The 17,225-nt window shown below is 72.6% G+C and carries 10 protein-coding genes and 1 pseudogene; 8 read left to right on the forward strand and 3 right to left on the reverse strand.

Going from position 1 to position 17,225, the window contains the following annotated elements:
- Positions 1 to 108 precede the first annotated feature (108 nt).
- From ACH4ZA_RS21585 to ACH4ZA_RS21600, 4 genes are read left to right on the forward strand one after another with little or no spacing between them, the layout of a single operon-like run.
- Positions 109 to 2,301 carry a 1,4-beta-glucanase gene (locus ACH4ZA_RS21585; protein ID WP_319280398.1) on the forward strand — a complete coding sequence of 731 codons (2,193 nt, stop codon included), beginning with the start codon at positions 109 to 111 and terminating at the stop codon, positions 2,299 to 2,301.
- Positions 2,301 to 4,268: a beta-galactosidase gene (locus tag ACH4ZA_RS21590; RefSeq protein WP_319280400.1), complete on the forward strand. Its 1,968-nt coding sequence runs from the start codon at positions 2,301 to 2,303 to the stop codon at positions 4,266 to 4,268. Before ACH4ZA_RS21585 ends, ACH4ZA_RS21590 begins: the two co-directional genes overlap by 1 nt.
- Positions 4,265 to 6,502, forward strand: coding sequence for a glycosyl hydrolase family 95 catalytic domain-containing protein (locus tag ACH4ZA_RS21595; protein WP_398430986.1), 2,238 nt, complete (start codon positions 4,265 to 4,267; stop codon positions 6,500 to 6,502). The genes ACH4ZA_RS21590 and ACH4ZA_RS21595 overlap by 4 nt, the downstream gene beginning before the upstream one ends.
- A 47-nt stretch (positions 6,503 to 6,549) precedes the next feature.
- Entirely contained in the window at positions 6,550 to 7,269 is a 720-nt protein-coding gene (locus ACH4ZA_RS21600) for a hypothetical protein (RefSeq protein ID WP_319280405.1), read from the forward strand.
- Between the two features lie 53 nt (positions 7,270 to 7,322).
- Here ACH4ZA_RS21600 and ACH4ZA_RS21605 read toward each other — a convergent pair whose 3' ends face one another.
- The 3 genes from ACH4ZA_RS21605 to ACH4ZA_RS21615 form a co-directional block, all read right to left on the reverse strand.
- Positions 7,323 to 8,510, reverse strand: coding sequence for a sulfotransferase family protein (locus ACH4ZA_RS21605; RefSeq protein WP_398430988.1), 1,188 nt, complete (start codon positions 8,508 to 8,510; stop codon positions 7,323 to 7,325).
- 105 nt (positions 8,511 to 8,615) lie between these two features.
- Positions 8,616 to 10,658, reverse strand: a complete 2,043-nt coding sequence (locus ACH4ZA_RS21610) for a TIM-barrel domain-containing protein (RefSeq protein ID WP_398430990.1) — start codon at positions 10,656 to 10,658, stop codon at positions 8,616 to 8,618.
- Positions 10,659 to 10,827: 169 nt separating this feature from the next.
- On the reverse strand, positions 10,828 to 11,841 hold the full coding sequence (locus tag ACH4ZA_RS21615; protein WP_319280411.1) for a LacI family DNA-binding transcriptional regulator: 1,014 nt from the start codon (positions 11,839 to 11,841) through the stop codon (positions 10,828 to 10,830).
- A 435-nt stretch (positions 11,842 to 12,276) separates the two neighbouring features.
- Between ACH4ZA_RS21615 and ACH4ZA_RS21620 the strand changes: the two genes are divergently transcribed.
- The 4 genes and pseudogenes from ACH4ZA_RS21620 to ACH4ZA_RS21635 all read left to right on the forward strand — a co-directional run.
- On the forward strand, positions 12,277 to 14,217 hold the full coding sequence (locus ACH4ZA_RS21620) for an acyl-CoA dehydrogenase family protein (protein ID WP_319280413.1): 1,941 nt from the start codon (positions 12,277 to 12,279) through the stop codon (positions 14,215 to 14,217).
- 83 nt (positions 14,218 to 14,300) lie between these two features.
- Positions 14,301 to 15,554 carry a 1-deoxy-D-xylulose-5-phosphate reductoisomerase gene (gene dxr / locus ACH4ZA_RS21625; RefSeq protein ID WP_319280416.1) on the forward strand — a complete coding sequence of 418 codons (1,254 nt, stop codon included), beginning with the start codon at positions 14,301 to 14,303 and terminating at the stop codon, positions 15,552 to 15,554.
- The gene (locus ACH4ZA_RS21630) at positions 15,551 to 16,855 is read left to right on the forward strand and encodes a site-2 protease family protein (protein WP_319280418.1); all 1,305 of its coding nucleotides are present in this window, start codon (positions 15,551 to 15,553) and stop codon (positions 16,853 to 16,855) included. The genes dxr and ACH4ZA_RS21630 overlap by 4 nt, the downstream gene beginning before the upstream one ends.
- Before the next feature lie 225 nt (positions 16,856 to 17,080).
- Positions 17,081 to 17,225 (forward strand): annotated as a pseudogene (locus ACH4ZA_RS21635) (4-hydroxy-3-methylbut-2-en-1-yl diphosphate synthase); the annotation flags it as partial.

Here is a 17,225-nt window from a genome sequence, read left to right on the forward strand (position 1 = left end):
GGGGCCTTCGACCGTCACGGCGGCTGCCGGTCCGTCGGGGCCCCCCGCGCAGTTCCCCGCGCCCCCGAAGGGCGTTCACCATTCCCTTAGCGCAGAGCGAGGTCTGTCATGCTGACGTCCGGGCCCAGCCGTCGTGCCGTTCTCGCAGCGACCGCGGCCGCCGCCGCGATCACCGCCGTTGCGTCCTTCCCGGGCGCCGCCGAGGCCGCCGCCTCCGCCGCCCCCTCCTACCGCTGGCGCCAAGCCGTCATCGGCGGCACCGGGTTCGTCACCGGCGTCCTCTTCCATCCCGCCGTCCGCGGACTCGCCTACGCCCGCACCGACATCGGCGGCGCCTACCGCTGGGACGACCGGACCGCCCGCTGGACGCCCCTCACCGACCACCTCGGCTGGGACGACTGGAACCTGCTCGGCGTGGAGGCCCTCGCCGTCGACCCCGCGCACCCCGACCGTGTCTACCTGGCCCTCGGCACCTACACCCAGGCCTGGGCCGGCAACGGCGCCGTCCTGCGCTCCGAGGACCGCGGCGCCACCTGGGCCCGCACCGACCTGACCGTGAAGCTCGGCGGAAACGAGGACGGCCGGGGCGCCGGCGAGCGGCTGCTGGTCGATCCGCGCGACAGCGACACCCTGTGGCTGGGCACCCGCCACGACGGCCTGCTGAAGTCGACCGACCGGGGCGCGACCTGGGCGGCCGCGGCCGGCTTCCCCGCGACGCCGTCCGCCGCCGGGCAGGGCGTCACGCTCCTCGTCGCCGCCGGGCGGGTCGTCTACGCCGGCTGGGGCGACTCCGACGGGACCGCCCCCAACCTGTATCGCACCGCGGACGGCGCCACCTGGGAGGCCGTCCCCGGCCAGCCCTCCGGCACCAGCGCCAGGGTGCCGATCCGGGCCGCGTACGACCGCCACACCCGTCAGCTGTACGTGACGTACGCCGACGCGCCCGGACCCAACGGGCAGTCCGACGGCAGCGTGCACAAGCTCGCCACGGCGAACGGCAGATGGACCGACGTCACCCCGGTCCGCCCCGCGAGCGGCGACGCCTTCGGCTACGGCGGGGCCGCCGTCGACGCGCGCCGACCCGGCACGGTCGTCGTCTCCACGAACAACCGCTGGTCGGCCGTGGACACCCTGTACCGGACCACGAACGGCGGCCGTACCTGGACCTCCCTCAAGGACTCCGCGGTCCTCGACGTGTCCGAGACCCCCTTCCTCACCTTCGGCGCCGGCGAGCCCAAGTTCGGCTGGTGGATCCAGGCCGTCGCCGTCGACCCGTACGACTCGCGGCACGTCGTGTACGGCACCGGCGCCACCCTCTACGGCACCCGGGACCTGAAGCACTGGGCCCCGCAGGTCCGGGGCCTGGAGGAGACCTCCGTACGCCTGCTGATCTCGCCCCCGACCGGCCGGGCGCACCTGATCAGCGGCCTCGGGGACGTCGGAGTGATGTACCACGAGCGGCTCACGGCCTCACCCTCCCGCGGCATGGCGGCCGACCCCGTGTTCGGCACGGCGACCGGACTCGCCCAGGCCGCGGCGAAGCCCTCGTACGTCGTGCGCACCGGCTGGGGCGACCACGGCAACGGCGCGTACTCCGACGACGGCGGGAAGACCTGGGCGCCCTTCGCGGCCCAGCCCGCGATCGCCAAGGACGCCCCGGGGCCCATCGCGACCAACAGCGACGGCAGCGTGCTGCTGTGGTCCTTCGTGCACTGGGACGGGACCAGGTACCCCGCGCAGCGCTCCGCCGACAACGGCGCGACCTGGTCCGAGGTCGCCTCCTTCCCCAAGGGCGCCACCCCGCTCGCCGACCCGGCCGACCCCACGCGCTTCTACGCCTACGACACCGACACCGGCACCCTGTTCGCCAGCACGGACCGCGGCCTCACCTTCACCGGGCGGGCGGGCGGACTGCCCTCCGGGGACACCCAGTTCCAGCTGGCCGCGGCCCCGGGCCGGTCCGGCGACCTGTGGCTGAGCACCAAGTGGAACGGGCTCTACCGGTCCACCGACGGCGGGGCCGCCTTCACCAAGCTGACCAGCTGCTGGGCCTCCTACACCGTGGCCTTCGGCAAGGCCGCCGCCGGCGCCGCCTACCCTGCCGTCTACCAGGTCGGCTCCACGGATACGATCACCGCCGTGTACCGCTCCGACGACGGCGCGCGGACCTGGGCGCGCATCAACGACGACCGGCGCCAGTGGGGCTGGATCGGCGCGACCATCGCCGCCGACCCGCGCGTGTACGGCCGCGTCTACATCGCCACCAACGGCCGCGGCATCCAGTACGGGGAGCCCGTCTGATGCCGAACCTGGGCGACGCCACCCGCGGCCGGATCCTCTTCGGCGGCGACTACAACCCCGAACAGTGGCCCGAGAAGACCTGGCACGAGGACGTCCGGCTCATGCGGGACGCCGGCGTCAACTCCGTCACGCTCGGCGTCTTCTCCTGGTCGCGACTCGAACCCGAGCCCGGGGCGAGGGAGTTCGGCTGGCTCGACACCCTGATGGACCTGATGCACACGGCCGGCGTCGGCGTCGTCCTGGCCACCCCGACCTCCTCGCCCCCGCCCTGGATGGGCCGGCTGCACCCGGAGACCCTGCCCCGCACCGAGGACGGCCGAGTCGAGTGGTGGGGCGGCCGCCAGCACTTCTCGCACTCCAGCGCCGCCTACCGCCGCTACGCCGCCGCCATCACCGAGGACCTGGCCGCCCGCTACGCCGACCACCCCGCCCTCACCATGTGGCACATCAACAACGAGTACTGCACCTTCGACCACGGCGACGAGGCCGCCGCCGCCTTCCGGCGCTGGCTGCGCGAGAAGTACCGCACCCTGGACGCCCTCAACACCGCCTGGGGCACCGCGTTCTGGTCCCAGGGCTACGACACCTGGGACGGCATCCTCCCCCCGCGCACCCCGCACTACCTGAAGAACCCGACCCAGGTGCTGGACTTCCGGCGCTTCACCTCCGACATGCTCCTGGAGTGCTACCGGGCCGAACGCGACATCGTCGCCCGGCACACCCCCCACCTGCCGGTCACCACCAACTTCATGCCGCTGTGGATCGGCCAGGACGCCTGGCGGTGGGCCGAGGAGGAGGACGTCGTCTCCGTCGACCTGTACCCCGACCCCCGCGACCCCTCGGCCGCCCAGTACGCCGCCATGGTCCAGGACCTGACCCGCTCCCAGGCGCGCGGACCCTGGATGCTGATGGAGCAGGCGGCCGGCCCGGTCAACTGGCGCGGCGTCAACCACCCCAAGCCGCGCGGCATGAACCGGCTGTGGTCCCTGCAGGCGGTCGCCCGCGGCGCGGACGCCGTCTGCTTCTTCCAGTGGCGGCAGTCCCGGCAGGGCGCGGAGAAGTTCCATTCCGGAATGGTCAGCCACGCCGGCGAGGAAGGCCGCACCTTCCAGGAGGTCAAGCAGCTCGGCGCCGACCTCGCGGCCCTCGGCCCGCACACGGCGGACCGGCGCATCGTCGCCGACGTCGCCGTACTGCACGACTGGCACTCCTGGTGGGCCGGCGCCCAGGACGCCCGTCCGTCCACCGAGGTCGACCTGCCGGCCGTCCTCACCGCCTGGCACCGCGCCCTCTGGGAGAACGGCCTCACCACCGACTTCGCCCACCCCGAGCACGACCTGTCCGGCTACCGGATGATCCTCGTCCCGCAGCTGTACGCCCTCACGGACGCCGCGATCGACAACCTCCTGCGGTACGTCCGCGCCGGCGGAGTCCTGGTCTGCGGGTTCCTCACCGGCGTCGCCGACGAGGACGACCGGGTACGGGACGGCGGCATGGACGCCCGGCTGCGAGAGCTGTTCGGCATCCGCGTCCTGCACGAGTGGTGGCCGCTGGACGCGGGGGAGACGGTGGCGGCCGACGGCTTCCACGGCGCCCTGTGGTCCGAGGAGCTGGAGCCGGCCGCGGACGCCCGCGTCGAAGCGGTCTACCGGCAGGGCGAGCTCGAGGGGATGCCCGCCGTCCTGCGCCGGGACCGCGCCTGGTACCTGTCCACCCTCCCCGAGCCCGACGCCTTCCGCACGCTCATCGCCCGGATCGCCGCCGAGGCGGGCGTCCGGCCCGTCGTCGAGGGCCTGCCGCCCGGCGTCGAGGCCGTGCGCCGGGGCGACCTGCTCTTCCTCCTCCACCACGGCCGCGAACCCGTGACCGTCGCCCTCGCGGGCTCGCACCGCGACCTGCTGACCGGCGCGAGGGTCACGGACGAGATCGAGCTGGGTCGCTACGGCGTGGCGGTGCTGCGCCCATGACCCGCCCGCCCGCCCCGCCCGCCCTCGGCGGCGCCGACGGCCCGGTCCACGGAACGTGGGAGCGCCGGGCCGCGGCCCGCTGGGAGGACGCGTTCCTCACCGGCAACGGCCGGCACGGCGCCCTCGTGTTCGGCGACCCCCACGACGAACACGTCGTCGTCACCCATCACCGCCTGGTCCGCCCCAACGGCTCCGAACACGCAAGGCCCCCCGAGCTGGCCGACGGACTCCGGGCGCTGCAGGACAGGCTGCTCGCCGGTGAGACCACAGCCGCCGAGAGCTACACCGACCACCGCCCGCTGCAATGGGTCCAGCCCTTCCACCCGGCCTTCCGGATGGACGTGCGCCGCACGCCCTCGGACGAGCCGCGCCGCGACGGCCGGCACCTGCGGTCGGTCGACTTCACCACCGGCGAGACCGTCGCGACCCGTGCGGGCGCCGCCGGCCGGGTGTTCGTCTCCCGCGCCGACGACGTGATCGTCCACCAGGTCACCGGACTCGACCTGGACATCGCCCTGGACCACCGGCTCCCCGGCGTCCCCGCCGGCCTCGCCGTCGGACACGGCGCCGTGCGCACGACGACCGGCGCCTGGCTCACGCTGCGCGCCCGCTACCCGGACAGCGACCGCGCGTACACCGGCGTGACCCTCGTCGTGGCCGCCGGCGGCCGCACCGAGCTCACCCTTCCCGGGGTGCGGGTCACCGGCGCGGCGACGGTGCTGCTGCTGACCCGGGTGCTCCGGCACACCGGCGAACCGGACGTCTTCGCGGAGCAGCGCGCCCTGGCCGGGCTGCCGCACTCCTACGACGAGCTGCTCGAGCGACACCTCGCCCTGCACCGCACCGCCTACCGCCGCGTCACCCTCGACCTGCGCGCCGACCCCGCCGAGCGCGCCCTGACCGGGTCCGACCTGCTCCGCCGCCCGCACAGCACAGCCCTCCTCGAGCGCCTGTTCGCCGCGGGCCGCTACCACCTCCTGTCCTCCTCCGGTCTGAACCCGCCGCGCCTGCCGGGCCTGTGGACCGGCGACTGGGACACCGCGTGGTCCGGTGCGTTCACCAACGACGCCAACGTCAACCTCCAGACCGCCTCGGCCGCGGCCGCCGCGCTGCCCGAAGTCACCGAAGCGCTCGCCTCGCTGATCGACCGTCAGCTCGACGACTGGAGGGCGAACGCCCGCGCGGTGTTCGGCGCCCGGGGCGTGGTCGCGCCCGCACACACCGACGGCGAGTCCGGGCTGGCGTACCACTTCGACCGCGAATACCCGCTCCACCTGTGGACCGCAGGCGCCGACTGGCTGCTCAAGCCCCTCGTCGACCACGACGAGACCCGCGGCGCCCGCGACCCGCGCACCGCCGCCGCCCTCGCCGAGGTCGCCCGGTTCTACGAGGACTTCCTCACCCGCACCGGCCCGGACGGCCGCCTCGTCGTCGTCCCCTCGTACTCGCCGGAGAACCGGCCCGCGGGCGGCAGCTGGGGCGCGCTGAACGCGGCCATGGACCTCTCCGCCGCCCGGCACGCGCTGCTCACCGCGGCCGACTACCACCCGCACGCCCCGGAGGCGGCCGCCCGCTGGCGCGCCCTCGCCGACCGCCTCCCGCCTCACCGCACCAACGCCGACGGAGCACTCGCCGAATGGGCCTGGCCCGGCCTCGACGACTCCTACGACCACCGCCACCTCAGCCATCTGTACGGCGTCTGGCCCCTCGACGAGATCAACCCCTACGACACCCCGCGCACGGCCGCCGCCGCCCACCGAGCCCTGGAGCTGCGCGGCGCCGAGAACGACTCCGCGCACGGCCACCTGCACCACGCGCTGATCGCCGCCCGCCTCCGGGACGGCCGAAGGGTCGCGAACGCCCTGGGGGCGGTCCTCGACGGCGACTTCTTCCACGACTCCCTGATGAGCGCCCACTACCCCCGCCGCGACGTCTACAACGCCGACGCCGCGCACACCCTGCCCGCCGTGCTGATCGAGGCGCTCGTCCAGTCCACCCCCGAGCGGCTGGTGCTGCTGCCCGCGGTGCCCACCGCGCTCCCCGCGGGCCGACTGCGCGGCGTGCGCACCCGGTTCGGCGCCGAGATCGACCTGACCTGGGGCCCCGAGGGCGCCCGGGCGGTCGTCACACCGCACCGCACGCACCGTGTCGAAGTCCGGACTTCCACCGGCGATCCCCGAACGCTGGACCTGGTCGCCGGAGAAGACCACGTCCTCACCCTGAGGACGTGGTGACTCCCCCCTGAAGAACCGCAGTTCCCCCCACCCATGGAAGGGACACCATGGCAATACGGACCCGAACCCCCCGCAGGGTCGTCCAGGCCCTCCTCGCTCCCGCCCTCGCGCTCGGCGCCACCGTGGGCCTCGCCTCCGCCCCCGCCTCGGCCGCCGTCTGGAACTCCTGCGACCAGTGGGGCAACACCAGCCTCAACGGCTACACGCTCTACAACAACATCTGGGGCTCCGGCGCGGGCAGCCAGTGCGTCTGGGCCAATTCCGGCACCAACTGGGGCGTCTGGGCCAACCACCCCAACACCGGCGGCATCAAGTCGTACCCCGACTCCAAGAAGGTGATCAACAAGTCGATCACCTCGCTGGGCTCGCTCTCCAGCACCTACAACGTCACCGTCCCGTCGTCCGGCGCGTACAACACGTCGTACGACATCTGGGACACCGCGCACCGCTACGAGATCATGCTCTGGGTCAACAGGACCGGACCCGTCGGCCCCCTCGGATCCTCGCAGGGCAACGTCACGCTCGGCGGTCACTCCTGGACCGTCTACAAGGGCAGCAACGGCTCCAATGCGGTGTTCTCCTTCATCCGCACCTCCAACTCGACGTCCGGCACCGTGAACATCCTGCCGATCCTCAAGTGGATCAAGGACACCAAGGGCTGGTTCGGCAACGAGACCATCGGCGACCTCCAGTTCGGCTACGAGATCACCTCGTCCTCCGGCGGCCTGAACTTCACCACCAACAACCTGACCGTCAGCAGCAGCTGACCGGCTTGCGGGGCCGGCTCCGCGCACTCCGCGGGGCCGGTCCCCGCCGTGCGTCAGGCCCGGTCGACGGCGGCGCGCAGCGCGTCGTAGTCGGCGAACGCGGCGTCGACGTCGGCCCGGGTGAGACCGTAACGGGCCAGGTCGTAACTGTGCGGCCGGCTGCCCTTGGGGCGGGCGGCGATCCGGGGGAGGCGTGCGGCGTCGGCGTCGGTCCAGCGGGCGCCCACGGCGTCGTAGAGCTTGGGCGCTCCGGTGGCCGGGTCGGAGCCCAGCCAGGAGTACGGGACGTCCACCAGGGCCTCGCGCGGGACGGCGGCACGGGACGCGAGACCGCGGTCCACGGACCGGCTCAGCAGCCCGAGCCAGGTGGCGCCCAGCTCGTGCAGGTCGAGCGGGCGCGCGGTGATCGCCATGCCGTGCTCGATCAGACTGCAGAACGAGGCCACGACGGCGGCCGGATCCCGGTGCGTCCACACCAGCGTGGCGTCGGGGAAGACGGAGAGCAGCGCGTCGAGGTTCCCGGTGTGCAGGGGTGACTTCAGCACCCAGCGGCGGCGGGGGCGGCCGTACTGGAGCACCTGGTAGACCTGCTTGAGGTAGGCGTAGTCGGGGGCGAAGTCCCGCTCCTCCAGCGCCGCCCGGTAGGCGGGGACACGGGCCTGGGACAGCGGCATGACGGTGTGCGGGAGGGCGAACGTGCACTCCTCGGGCCCCTCGGCCTCCAGCGGGTGGATGTCGCGGTAGCGCGGCGCGAACAGATCGAAGGCGCCGACCATGAGGCGCGCCGCGGTGACCGCCCTGCGGCGCGTGCGGGGGGAGCCCTCCAGGTCCGGTGTCAGCAGCTCCCACAGCAGGGGACATCGGTGCTGCCCGGACAGGGAGAGCACACCGTGGGTGAGCGTCGTCGCGGTGCGCGGCAGGCCCACCACGAACACCGGCCGCTCGATCGGCTCCCGCTCGATCGCGGGGTGCTCGGCGATCAGCCTCCGGATGCGGGCGCGGTTGGCCAGATGCCGCCGGACGTGGCCCTGCGCCGACCACCAGCCCACCGGCGTGAGGTTCTCGTCCTCGGCCCAGTGGCGCAGCAGGAGCCGGAACTCCTCCGTGAACTCCTCGTCCCCGTCCGCCGGGCGGGCCGTGCCCGAGAGCCGGTCGAAGACACGGTCGGGCGTGCGACGGGAGGCGAAGCCGGGCCGCAACAGCAGGTCGGCCACCGTGAGGGCGAGCGGGGATGAGGACACGGGGGAACACCCTTTCGTGGGGCAGCGGGAGGCGCGGGGCAGCGGACGCCAGCCCCCTACCCCACCAACCTCCTTTTGCCACAAGGGAGTTCGGACGTACCGGTGCTACTCGGCCACCGGCAGCCGGGCCCCGTCCCGCAGAAACAGGGGGAGGCGGTCCAGCGGGGCGTCGACCGTCACCGTCGCCCCGCCCTCGTACGTCCCGCCCGTCCACGCGTCCGTCCAGACCGCGCCGGCCGGGAGGTGGACCGTGCGGGTCGTCGCGCCCGCCTCCAGCACCGGCGCGACGAGCAGGTCCCGGCCGAAGAGGTAGGCGTCGTCCACCGACCAGGCCGCCCGGTCGTCGGGGAACTCCAGGAACAGCGGCCGCATGGGCGGCAGGCCCTCCTCGTGCGCCTCCCGCATGACCTGGAGCACGTACGGCCTGAGCCGCTCGCGCAGGCGCAGGTAGGCCTCCAGGATCGCGCCCGCCTCCTCGCCGTACGACCACACCTCGTTCGGGCCGCCGGTCATGTCGGGGCCGAGCGGCGTCCCCGGGTCGCGGAAGCCGTGCAGGCGCATCAGCGGGGACACCGCGCCGAACTGGAACCAGCGGACCATCACCTCCCGGTACGCCGGGTCGTCCGGGTCGCCGCCGTGGAAGCCGCCGATGTCGGTGTTCCACCACGGGATGCCCGACAGCGCGGTGTTGAGGCCGGCCGCGATCTGCCGGCGCAGCGTCGGGAAGTCGGTCCCGATGTCACCGGACCACAGGGCTGCGCCGTAGCGCTGACTGCCGGCCCAGGCTGAGCGGTTGAGGGTGACGATCTCCTCCTCGCCGGCCGCGCGCAGCCCCTCGTAGAACGTGCGGGAGTTCTCGGCCGGGTACATGTTGCCCACCTCCAGACCCGGACCCGCCCAGTAGCGCAGGTTCTCCGGGAAACCGGGCTTCAGCTCCGGCTCGCAGGCGTCCAGCCAGAAGGCCGTGATGCCGTAGGGGGCGAGGTAGTTGTCCCGGATCCTCGACCACAGGAAGTCCCGGGCGCCGGGGTTGGTCGCGTCGTAGAACGCCACCTGGACCGTCGACGCGACCCCCTTGTCGGGCCAGTCCGCGTGCGCCATCGGACCGTACTGGGTGCCGATGAAGTAGCCGCGCTGCTCCAGCACCTGGTGGTTCTCGCTCAGCGGCGACACCGACGGCCACACGCTCACCACCAGCTTGACCCCCAGCTCCTCGAGCTCGCGGACCATCGCCGCCGGGTCGGGCCACTCGGCCGGGTCGAACTTCCAGTCGCCGAGGTGCGTCCAGTGGAAGAAGTCGCAGACGATGGCGTCGAGCGGCAGCCCCCGGCGCTTGTACTCCCGGGCCACCTCGAGGAGTTCGTCCTGCGTGCGATAGCGCAGCTTGCACTGCCAGAAGCCCGCCGCCCACTCCGGCAGCATCGGGGTGCGGCCGGTGACCGCGCTGTAGCGGCGCTGGCCGTCCGCAGGGGCGCCGGCCGTGATCCAGTAGTCGATCTGCCGGGCGGAGTCCGCGACCCAGCGGGTGCCGTTGCCGGCCAGTTCGACGCGGCCGATCGCCGGGTTGTTCCACAACAGCGTGTAACCGCGGTTCGAGGTGAGCACCGGGATGCCCACCTCGGCGTTGCGCTGGACGAGGTCCAGGACCAGGCCCTTCTGGTCGAGGCGGCCGTGCTGGTGCTGGCCGAGGCCGTACAGACGCTCGTCGTCGTAGGCGGCGAACCGCTGCTCGAGACGGTGGTGGCCGTTGCCGACGGCCGTGTAGAGGCGCGAGCCCGGCCACCAGAAGTGGGCGCGCTCCTCGGCCAGGATCTCGCTGCGGTCGTCGGTGCGCAGGAAGCGGATCAGACCCTCGCCGCTCACCTCGACGGTGAGCGCGCCGACCGTCAGCAGCCCCTCCCCGGCGACGGTCTTGACGCTGCTCTCGGCGGCGGGCGGCTCGTCCAGCAGGGCGCCCGGCAGCCCCTCGAGGATCGGTCCGCCGAGCCGGGCGCGCACCCGGACGGCGTCCGGGCCCCACGGCTCGATCCGCAGGGTCTCCTGGCGGCCGCTCCACTCCAGCGCGCCGTCGCGCTCCCGGAAGGTGCCGACCGTGGGCGACGACTGCGCGAGGCTGACCTGGGGCTGGTTTTCGGCAGGCTGGTTCACGTGGAGTGCTCCTTGAAGGAGTGCAGACAGGAGTGAAACAGGGGATGCGGGCACGGGGGCGCCCCGGCGGGACGCCGAGGGACGCCGGGCGGAGGCCGAGGGACGGCGGGCGAGGACAGGGACGGCGGGCGAGGACCGGGCGGGGGCGGGGGCCGGCAGGGGTGCGGGGTCAGGCCCCGGAGGGCGCCGGTCCGGTGCTCGCCCGGACCGTCAGCTCGGGCGCGATGAGCACGACTTCGTCGCCCCCGCGCCCCTCCAACTTGGCGACGAGGCGTTCCACGGCGTGCCGGCCCATCTCCTGGGCGGGGATGGCGACCGAGGTCAGCCGCACGGACGCCTGCACGGCGACCTGGTCGGGGCAGATCGCCACCACCGACACGTCCTCCGGGACGGCCCGGCCCTGCTGCCGCAGCAGCGCGAGCAGCGGCTCGACCGCCGACTCGTTCTGCACGACGAAGCCGGTGGTGCCCGGCCGCTCGTCGAGGACCCGGGCCAGCGTCACGGCCATCGCGTCGTACCCGCCCTCGCACGGGCGGTGCAGCAGCCGCCGGCCCAGCTCGCCGGCCCGGCGCCGGAGGCCGTCGAGGGTGCGTTCGGCGAAGCCGGTGTGCCGTTCGTAGACCGCGGGCGCCTCGCCGATGACCGCGATGTCGCGGTGCCCCAGCGTCGCCAGGTGCTCCACGCACAGCGCGCCGGTCGCCGCGAAGTCCAGGTCGACGCAGGTCAGGCCGGAGGTGTCGGCGGGCAGCCCGATCAGCACGGAGGGCTGGTCGGTGGAGCGCAGCAGCGGCAGCCGCTCGTCGTCCAGCTCGACGTCCATCAGGATCATCGCGTCGGCGAGCCCGCTGCCGGTGACGCGGCGGACGGCGTCGGGCCCCTCCTCGCCGGTCAGCAGCAGGACGTCGTAGCCGTACGTGCGCGCCGTGGTGGCCACCGCGATGGCGATCTCCATCATCACCGGCACGTAGATGTCGGTGCGCAGCGGGATCATCAGCGCGATGATGTTGGACCGGCTGCTGGCCAGTGCGCGGGCGCCCGCGTTCGGGTGGTAGCCCAGTTCGCGGATGCTCTGTTCGACGCGCTGCCTGGTCGTCGTCGAGATGGACCGCTTGCCACTGAGGACATAGCTCACCGTGCTCGCCGAGACTCCGGCGTGCTGGGCGACCTCGGCGAGGGTGACCATCCAGCTCTCCAAGCTTTGTGAAGCGCTTCGACAGTGCGCATTGCGAACAAGGGCGGGTGAGAGTGGTTCGACAGTAGCCCCACAGGGGATGGGTGTCCATAGGTTGTCGAAGCGCTTCGACACGGAGTTGCGCCGGAATGGGAAGGAACAGTACGGGAACCCCTCGCGGGATTCGGGCACACCCGTTCGGCGCACGCCGCCCGACGCGGTGGACGGTGCTCGGGGATGACCTGTGGGGCGCACCCGTGGACCGTGACGGGCCGGGCCCCGCCGGGGTGCGGGCCGCTCGCGACCGGCGGGCGCCCGGGGGCTGAAGCCGGCCGGACGCGCGCACGCGGGGTGGCCACCTCGGCCCGGATCGGGTACCAACGATCGGGTAGCACCGATCGGTAACCAATGTGGTCCGAGATCCCGATTCGCGGCGAGGTGAGCCTCATGTCCGCACCACCCCTCAAGAAACCCACCGTCACCGAACGTGAGGCCCGCCAGGTCGCCGAGGCCGCGCGGGAACAGGACTGGCGCAAGCCCAGCTTCGCCAAGGAACTGTTCCTGGGCCGCTTCCGGCTCGACCTCATCCACCCTCACCCGGTGCCCTCCGCCGAGGCCGTCCGGCGCGGGGAGGCGTTCCTGGCCAAGCTCCGTGCCTTCTGCGACACGCAGGTGGACGCGGCCCGCATCGAGCGCGAGGCCCGGATCCCCGACGAGGTGATCGCCGGACTCAAGGAGCTCGGCGCCCTCGGCATGAAGATCGACCCCAAGTACGGCGGCCTCGGCCTGACCCAGGTCTACTACAACAAAGCGCTGGCCCTGATCGGTTCGGCCAGCCCCGCGATCGGCGTGCTCCTGTCGGCGCACCAGTCGATCGGCGTACCGCAGCCGCTGAAGATGTTCGGCACCCCCGAGCAGAAGCAGAAGTTCCTGCCCCGCTGCGCCACCACCGACATCAGCGCCTTCCTCCTCACCGAGCCGGACGTCGGCTCCGACCCGGCGCGCCTGGCCACGAGCGCGGTGCCCGACGACGGGGGAGACTATGTCCTCGACGGCGTGAAGCTGTGGACGACCAACGGCGTGGTCGCCGACCTGCTGGTGGTGATGGCCCGGGTGCCCAGGAGCGAGGGCCACAAGGGCGGCATCACCGCCTTCGTGGTGGAGAGCGACTCACCCGGCATCACCGTCGAGAACCGCAACTCCTTCATGGGCCTGCGCGGCATCGAGAACGGCGTCACCCGCTTCCACCAGGTCCGCGTCCCGGCCGCGAACCGCATCGGCCCCGAGGGCGCGGGCCTCAAGATCGCCCTGACCACCCTCAACACCGGCCGTCTCTCGCTGCCCGCGTCCTGTGTGGCCGCCGGCAAGTGGAGCCTGAAGATCGCCCGTGAGTGGTCGGCCGCCCGCGAGCAGTGGGGCAAGCCCATCGCCCAGCACGAGGCGGTCGGCGCGAAGATCAGCTTCATCGCGGCGACGACCTTCGCCCTGGAGGCCGTCCTCGACCTGTCCTCTCAGATGGCCGACGAGGACCGCAACGACATCCGCATCGAGGGCGCGCTGGCCAAGCTCATCGCCTCCGAGATGGGCTGGCGGATGGCCGACGAGCTGGTTCAGATCCGCGGCGGCCGCGGTTTCGAGACGGCCGCGTCCCTCGCCGCCCGCGGCGAGCGGGCGGTCCCCGCCGAACAGGTCCTGCGGGACCTGCGGATCAACCGCATCTTCGAGGGCTCGACGGAGATCATGCACCTCCTCATCGCCCGCGAGGCCGTCGACGCCCACCTCACGGTCGCCGGCGACCTCATCGACCCCGACAAGTCCCTCCAGGAGAAGGCGAAGGCGGGCGCGGGCGCCGGCGTCTTCTACGCCAAGTGGCTGCCCAAGCTGGTCGCGGGACCGGGGCAGCTGCCGTCCTCGTACGGCGAGTTCAAGCACGCGGGCGTCGACCTCGCCCCGCATCTGCGGCACGTGGAGCGGCACGCCCGCAAGCTCGCCCGCTCCACGTTCTACGCCATGTCCCGCTGGCAGGGCCGGATGGAGACCAAGCAGGGCTTCCTCGGCCGGATCGTGGACATCGGCGCGGAGCTCTTCGCGATGAGCGCGGCCTGCGTGCGCGCCGAGCTGCTGCGCTCGCGCGGTGAGCACGGCCGCGAGGCCTACCAGCTCGCCGACGCCTTCTGCCGCCAGTCCCGGCTGCGCGTCGACGAGCTCTTCGGCCGCCTGTGGAGCAACACCGACGACCTGGACCGCAAGGTCGTCAAGGGCGTCATGGCGGGCTCCTACGAGTGGCTGGAGCAGGGCATCGTCGACCCGTCCGGGGACGGCCCGTGGATCGCCGAGGCGGCCCCGGGACCGAGCGAACGGGAGAACGTCCACCGCTCGATCGGGTGAGTCGTCGTACACCGGTGCGCAGGGTGTCCTCCTTGGGGGGACACCCTGTCCTGGCGCGCGCACGGTGCGGCGACAATGGGGGGATGAGCGACAGTCCAAGCCCTCTCGCCGACCCGCACCTCGTCTACGACCCCGTCGTGGGCGACGGTCCCAAGGACGTGGTGGTCCTCGGCTCCACCGGCTCGATCGGCACCCAGGCCATCGACCTCGTGCTGCGCAACCCGGACCGGTTCCGGGTGACGGGCCTGTCCGCCAACGGCGGCCGGGTCGCCCTCCTCGCCGAACAGGCCCGGCTGCTGCGGGTGCGGACCGTCGCGGTGGCCCGCGAGGACGTCGTGCCGGCCCTGCGCGAGGCGCTCACCGCCGAGTACGGCGCGGGAGAGCCGCTGCCCGAGATCCTGGCCGGACCCGACGCGGCCACCCGGCTCGCCGCCTCCGACTGCCACACCGTCCTCAACGGCATCACGGGCTCCATCGGTCTCGCGCCCACCCTCGCCGCCCTGGAGGCGGGCCGCACCCTCGCGCTCGCCAACAAGGAGTCGCTCATCGTCGGCGGCCCACTGGTCAAGGCGCTCGCGAAGCCCGGCCAGATCATCCCGGTGGACTCCGAGCACGCGGCCCTCTTCCAGGCCCTGGCCGGCGGCGCCCGGGCCGACGTCCGCAAACTGGTCGTCACCGCCTCCGGAGGGCCCTTCCGCGGCCGCACCAAGGCGCAGCTGGCGAACGTCACGGTCGAGGACGCCCTCGCCCACCCCACCTGGTCCATGGGCCCGGTGATCACGATCAACTCCGCGACCCTCGTCAACAAGGGCCTGGAAGTCATCGAGGCGCACCTCCTCTACGACATTCCCTTCTCCCGCATTGAGGTGGTCGTGCACCCGCAGTCGTATGTCCACTCGATGGTTGAGTTCACGGACGGATCGACACTGGCCCAGGCGACGCCCCCCGACATGCGCGGGCCCATCGCCATCGGCCTCGGCTGGCCGCAGCGCGTCCCCGACGCGGCACCGGCCTTCGACTGGAGCACCGCGTCGACCTGGGAGTTCTTCCCGCTCGACGACGAGGCGTTCCCCTCGGTGAACCTGGCCCGGCACGTGGGCGAGCTCGCGGGCACGGCTCCGGCGGTGTTCAATGCCGCAAACGAGGAGTGCGTGGAGGCCTTCCGCAAGGGCGCGCTCCCGTTCAACGGGATCATGGAGACCGTCACCCGGGTCGTGGAGGAGCACGGCACGCCGGCGACGGGAACTTCCCTCACCGTGTCGGACGTCCTCGAGGCGGAGACCTGGGCCCGGGCCCGGACACAAGAACTGACGGCTACCGCGGAGGCGCGTGCATGACAGCCCTGATGATGATCCTCGGCATAGTCGTCTTCGCGGTCGGCCTGCTGTTCTCGATCGCCTGGCACGAGCTGGGCCACCTCTCCACGGCCAAACTCTTCGGCATCCGGGTGCCGCAGTACATGGTCGGCTTCGGCCCCACCCTGTTCTCCCGCAGAAAGGGCGAGACCGAGTACGGATTCAAGGCCATCCCGTTCGGCGGCTACATCCGCATGATCGGCATGTTCCCGCCCGGTGAGGACGGCCGGGTGACCGCCCGCTCCACCTCCCCCTGGCGCGGCATGATCGAGGACGCCCGCTCGGCCGCGTACGAGGAACTGCAGCCGGGCGACGAGACGCGCATGTTCTACACGCGCAAGCCCTGGAAACGCGTCATCGTGATGTTCGCGGGCCCCTTCATGAACCTGGTGCTCGCGGTGGGTCTCTTCCTCACCGTTCTGATGGGCTTCGGCATCCAGCAGCAGACCACCACCGTCAGCTCGGTCTCCCCGTGCGTCATCTCGCAGAGCGAGAACCGCGACGCGTGCAAGCCGACCGACCCGGCCTCCCCGGCCGCGGCCGCCGGAATGAAGCCGGGGGACAAGATCGTCTCCTTCGCAGGACAGAGGACGGACGACTGGGACAAGCTGTCCGACCTCATCCGGGTCAGCGCCGGCAAGGACGTGGCCATCGTCGTCGACCGCAAGGGCCAGGAGCTGACCCTGCACACGAAGATCGCCACCAACCAGGTCGCCAAGAAGGACTCCAGCGGGGCCTACGTCCAGGGCGAGTACGTCAAGGCCGGCTTCCTCGGCTTCAGCGCGGCCACCGGCGTCGTCCAGCAGGACTTCGGCGACTCGGTGTCCTGGATGACCGACCGCGTGGGCGAGGCCGTCGACTCCATCGCCGCCCTCCCCGGCAAGATCCCCGCCCTGTGGAACGCGGCCTTCGACGGCGCGCCCCGCGAGCCCGACTCGCCCATGGGCGTGGTCGGCGCGGCCCGGGTCGGCGGCGAGATCTTCACCCTCGACATCCCGGCCTCGCAGCAGCTCGCGATGGCCGTGATGCTGGTCGCCGGCTTCAACCTCTCCCTGTTCCTGTTCAACATGCTCCCCCTGCTGCCCCTGGACGGCGGGCACATCGCGGGCGCCCTGTGGGAGTCGCTGCGCCGCAACCTGGCGAAGCTGCTGCGCAGGCCCGACCCGGGCCCCTTCGACGTGGCGAAGCTGATGCCGGTGGCCTACGTCGTGGCGGGCGTCTTCATCTGCTTCACGATCCTGGTCCTGATCGCAGACGTCGTGAACCCGGTGAAGATCTCCTAGCGCGGGCCCGGGCCACCTCCCTCGTCCGCGGTTCGACACGGCCCGGCGCCACTTCGGCGCCGGGCCTCCTCCATCGAGTGGGTTTGACGGCCATGGAGGCCCCCCGCCGAGTGGATTCGAGGTGGGTGAGTGCTCCCGCCCCGGGCAGTGCCGTAATCTCGAAGCCTGGAACCCGCCTGAAGACGGGACCTGAGCCTTGATCCACGACTTGGGGTTGCACAGCAGATGACTGCGATTTCTCTCGGCATGCCGTCCGTCCCGACCAAGATCGCCGAGCGCCGCAGGAGCCGGCAGATCCAGGTCGGCTCCGTGGCGGTGGGCGGAGACGCCCCGGTGTCGGTGCAGTCGATGACGACGACGCGTACGTCGG

It is taken from the genome of Streptomyces sp. NPDC020597, assembly GCF_044335095.1.
Taxonomy (GTDB): Bacteria; Actinomycetota; Actinomycetes; order Streptomycetales; family Streptomycetaceae; genus Streptomyces.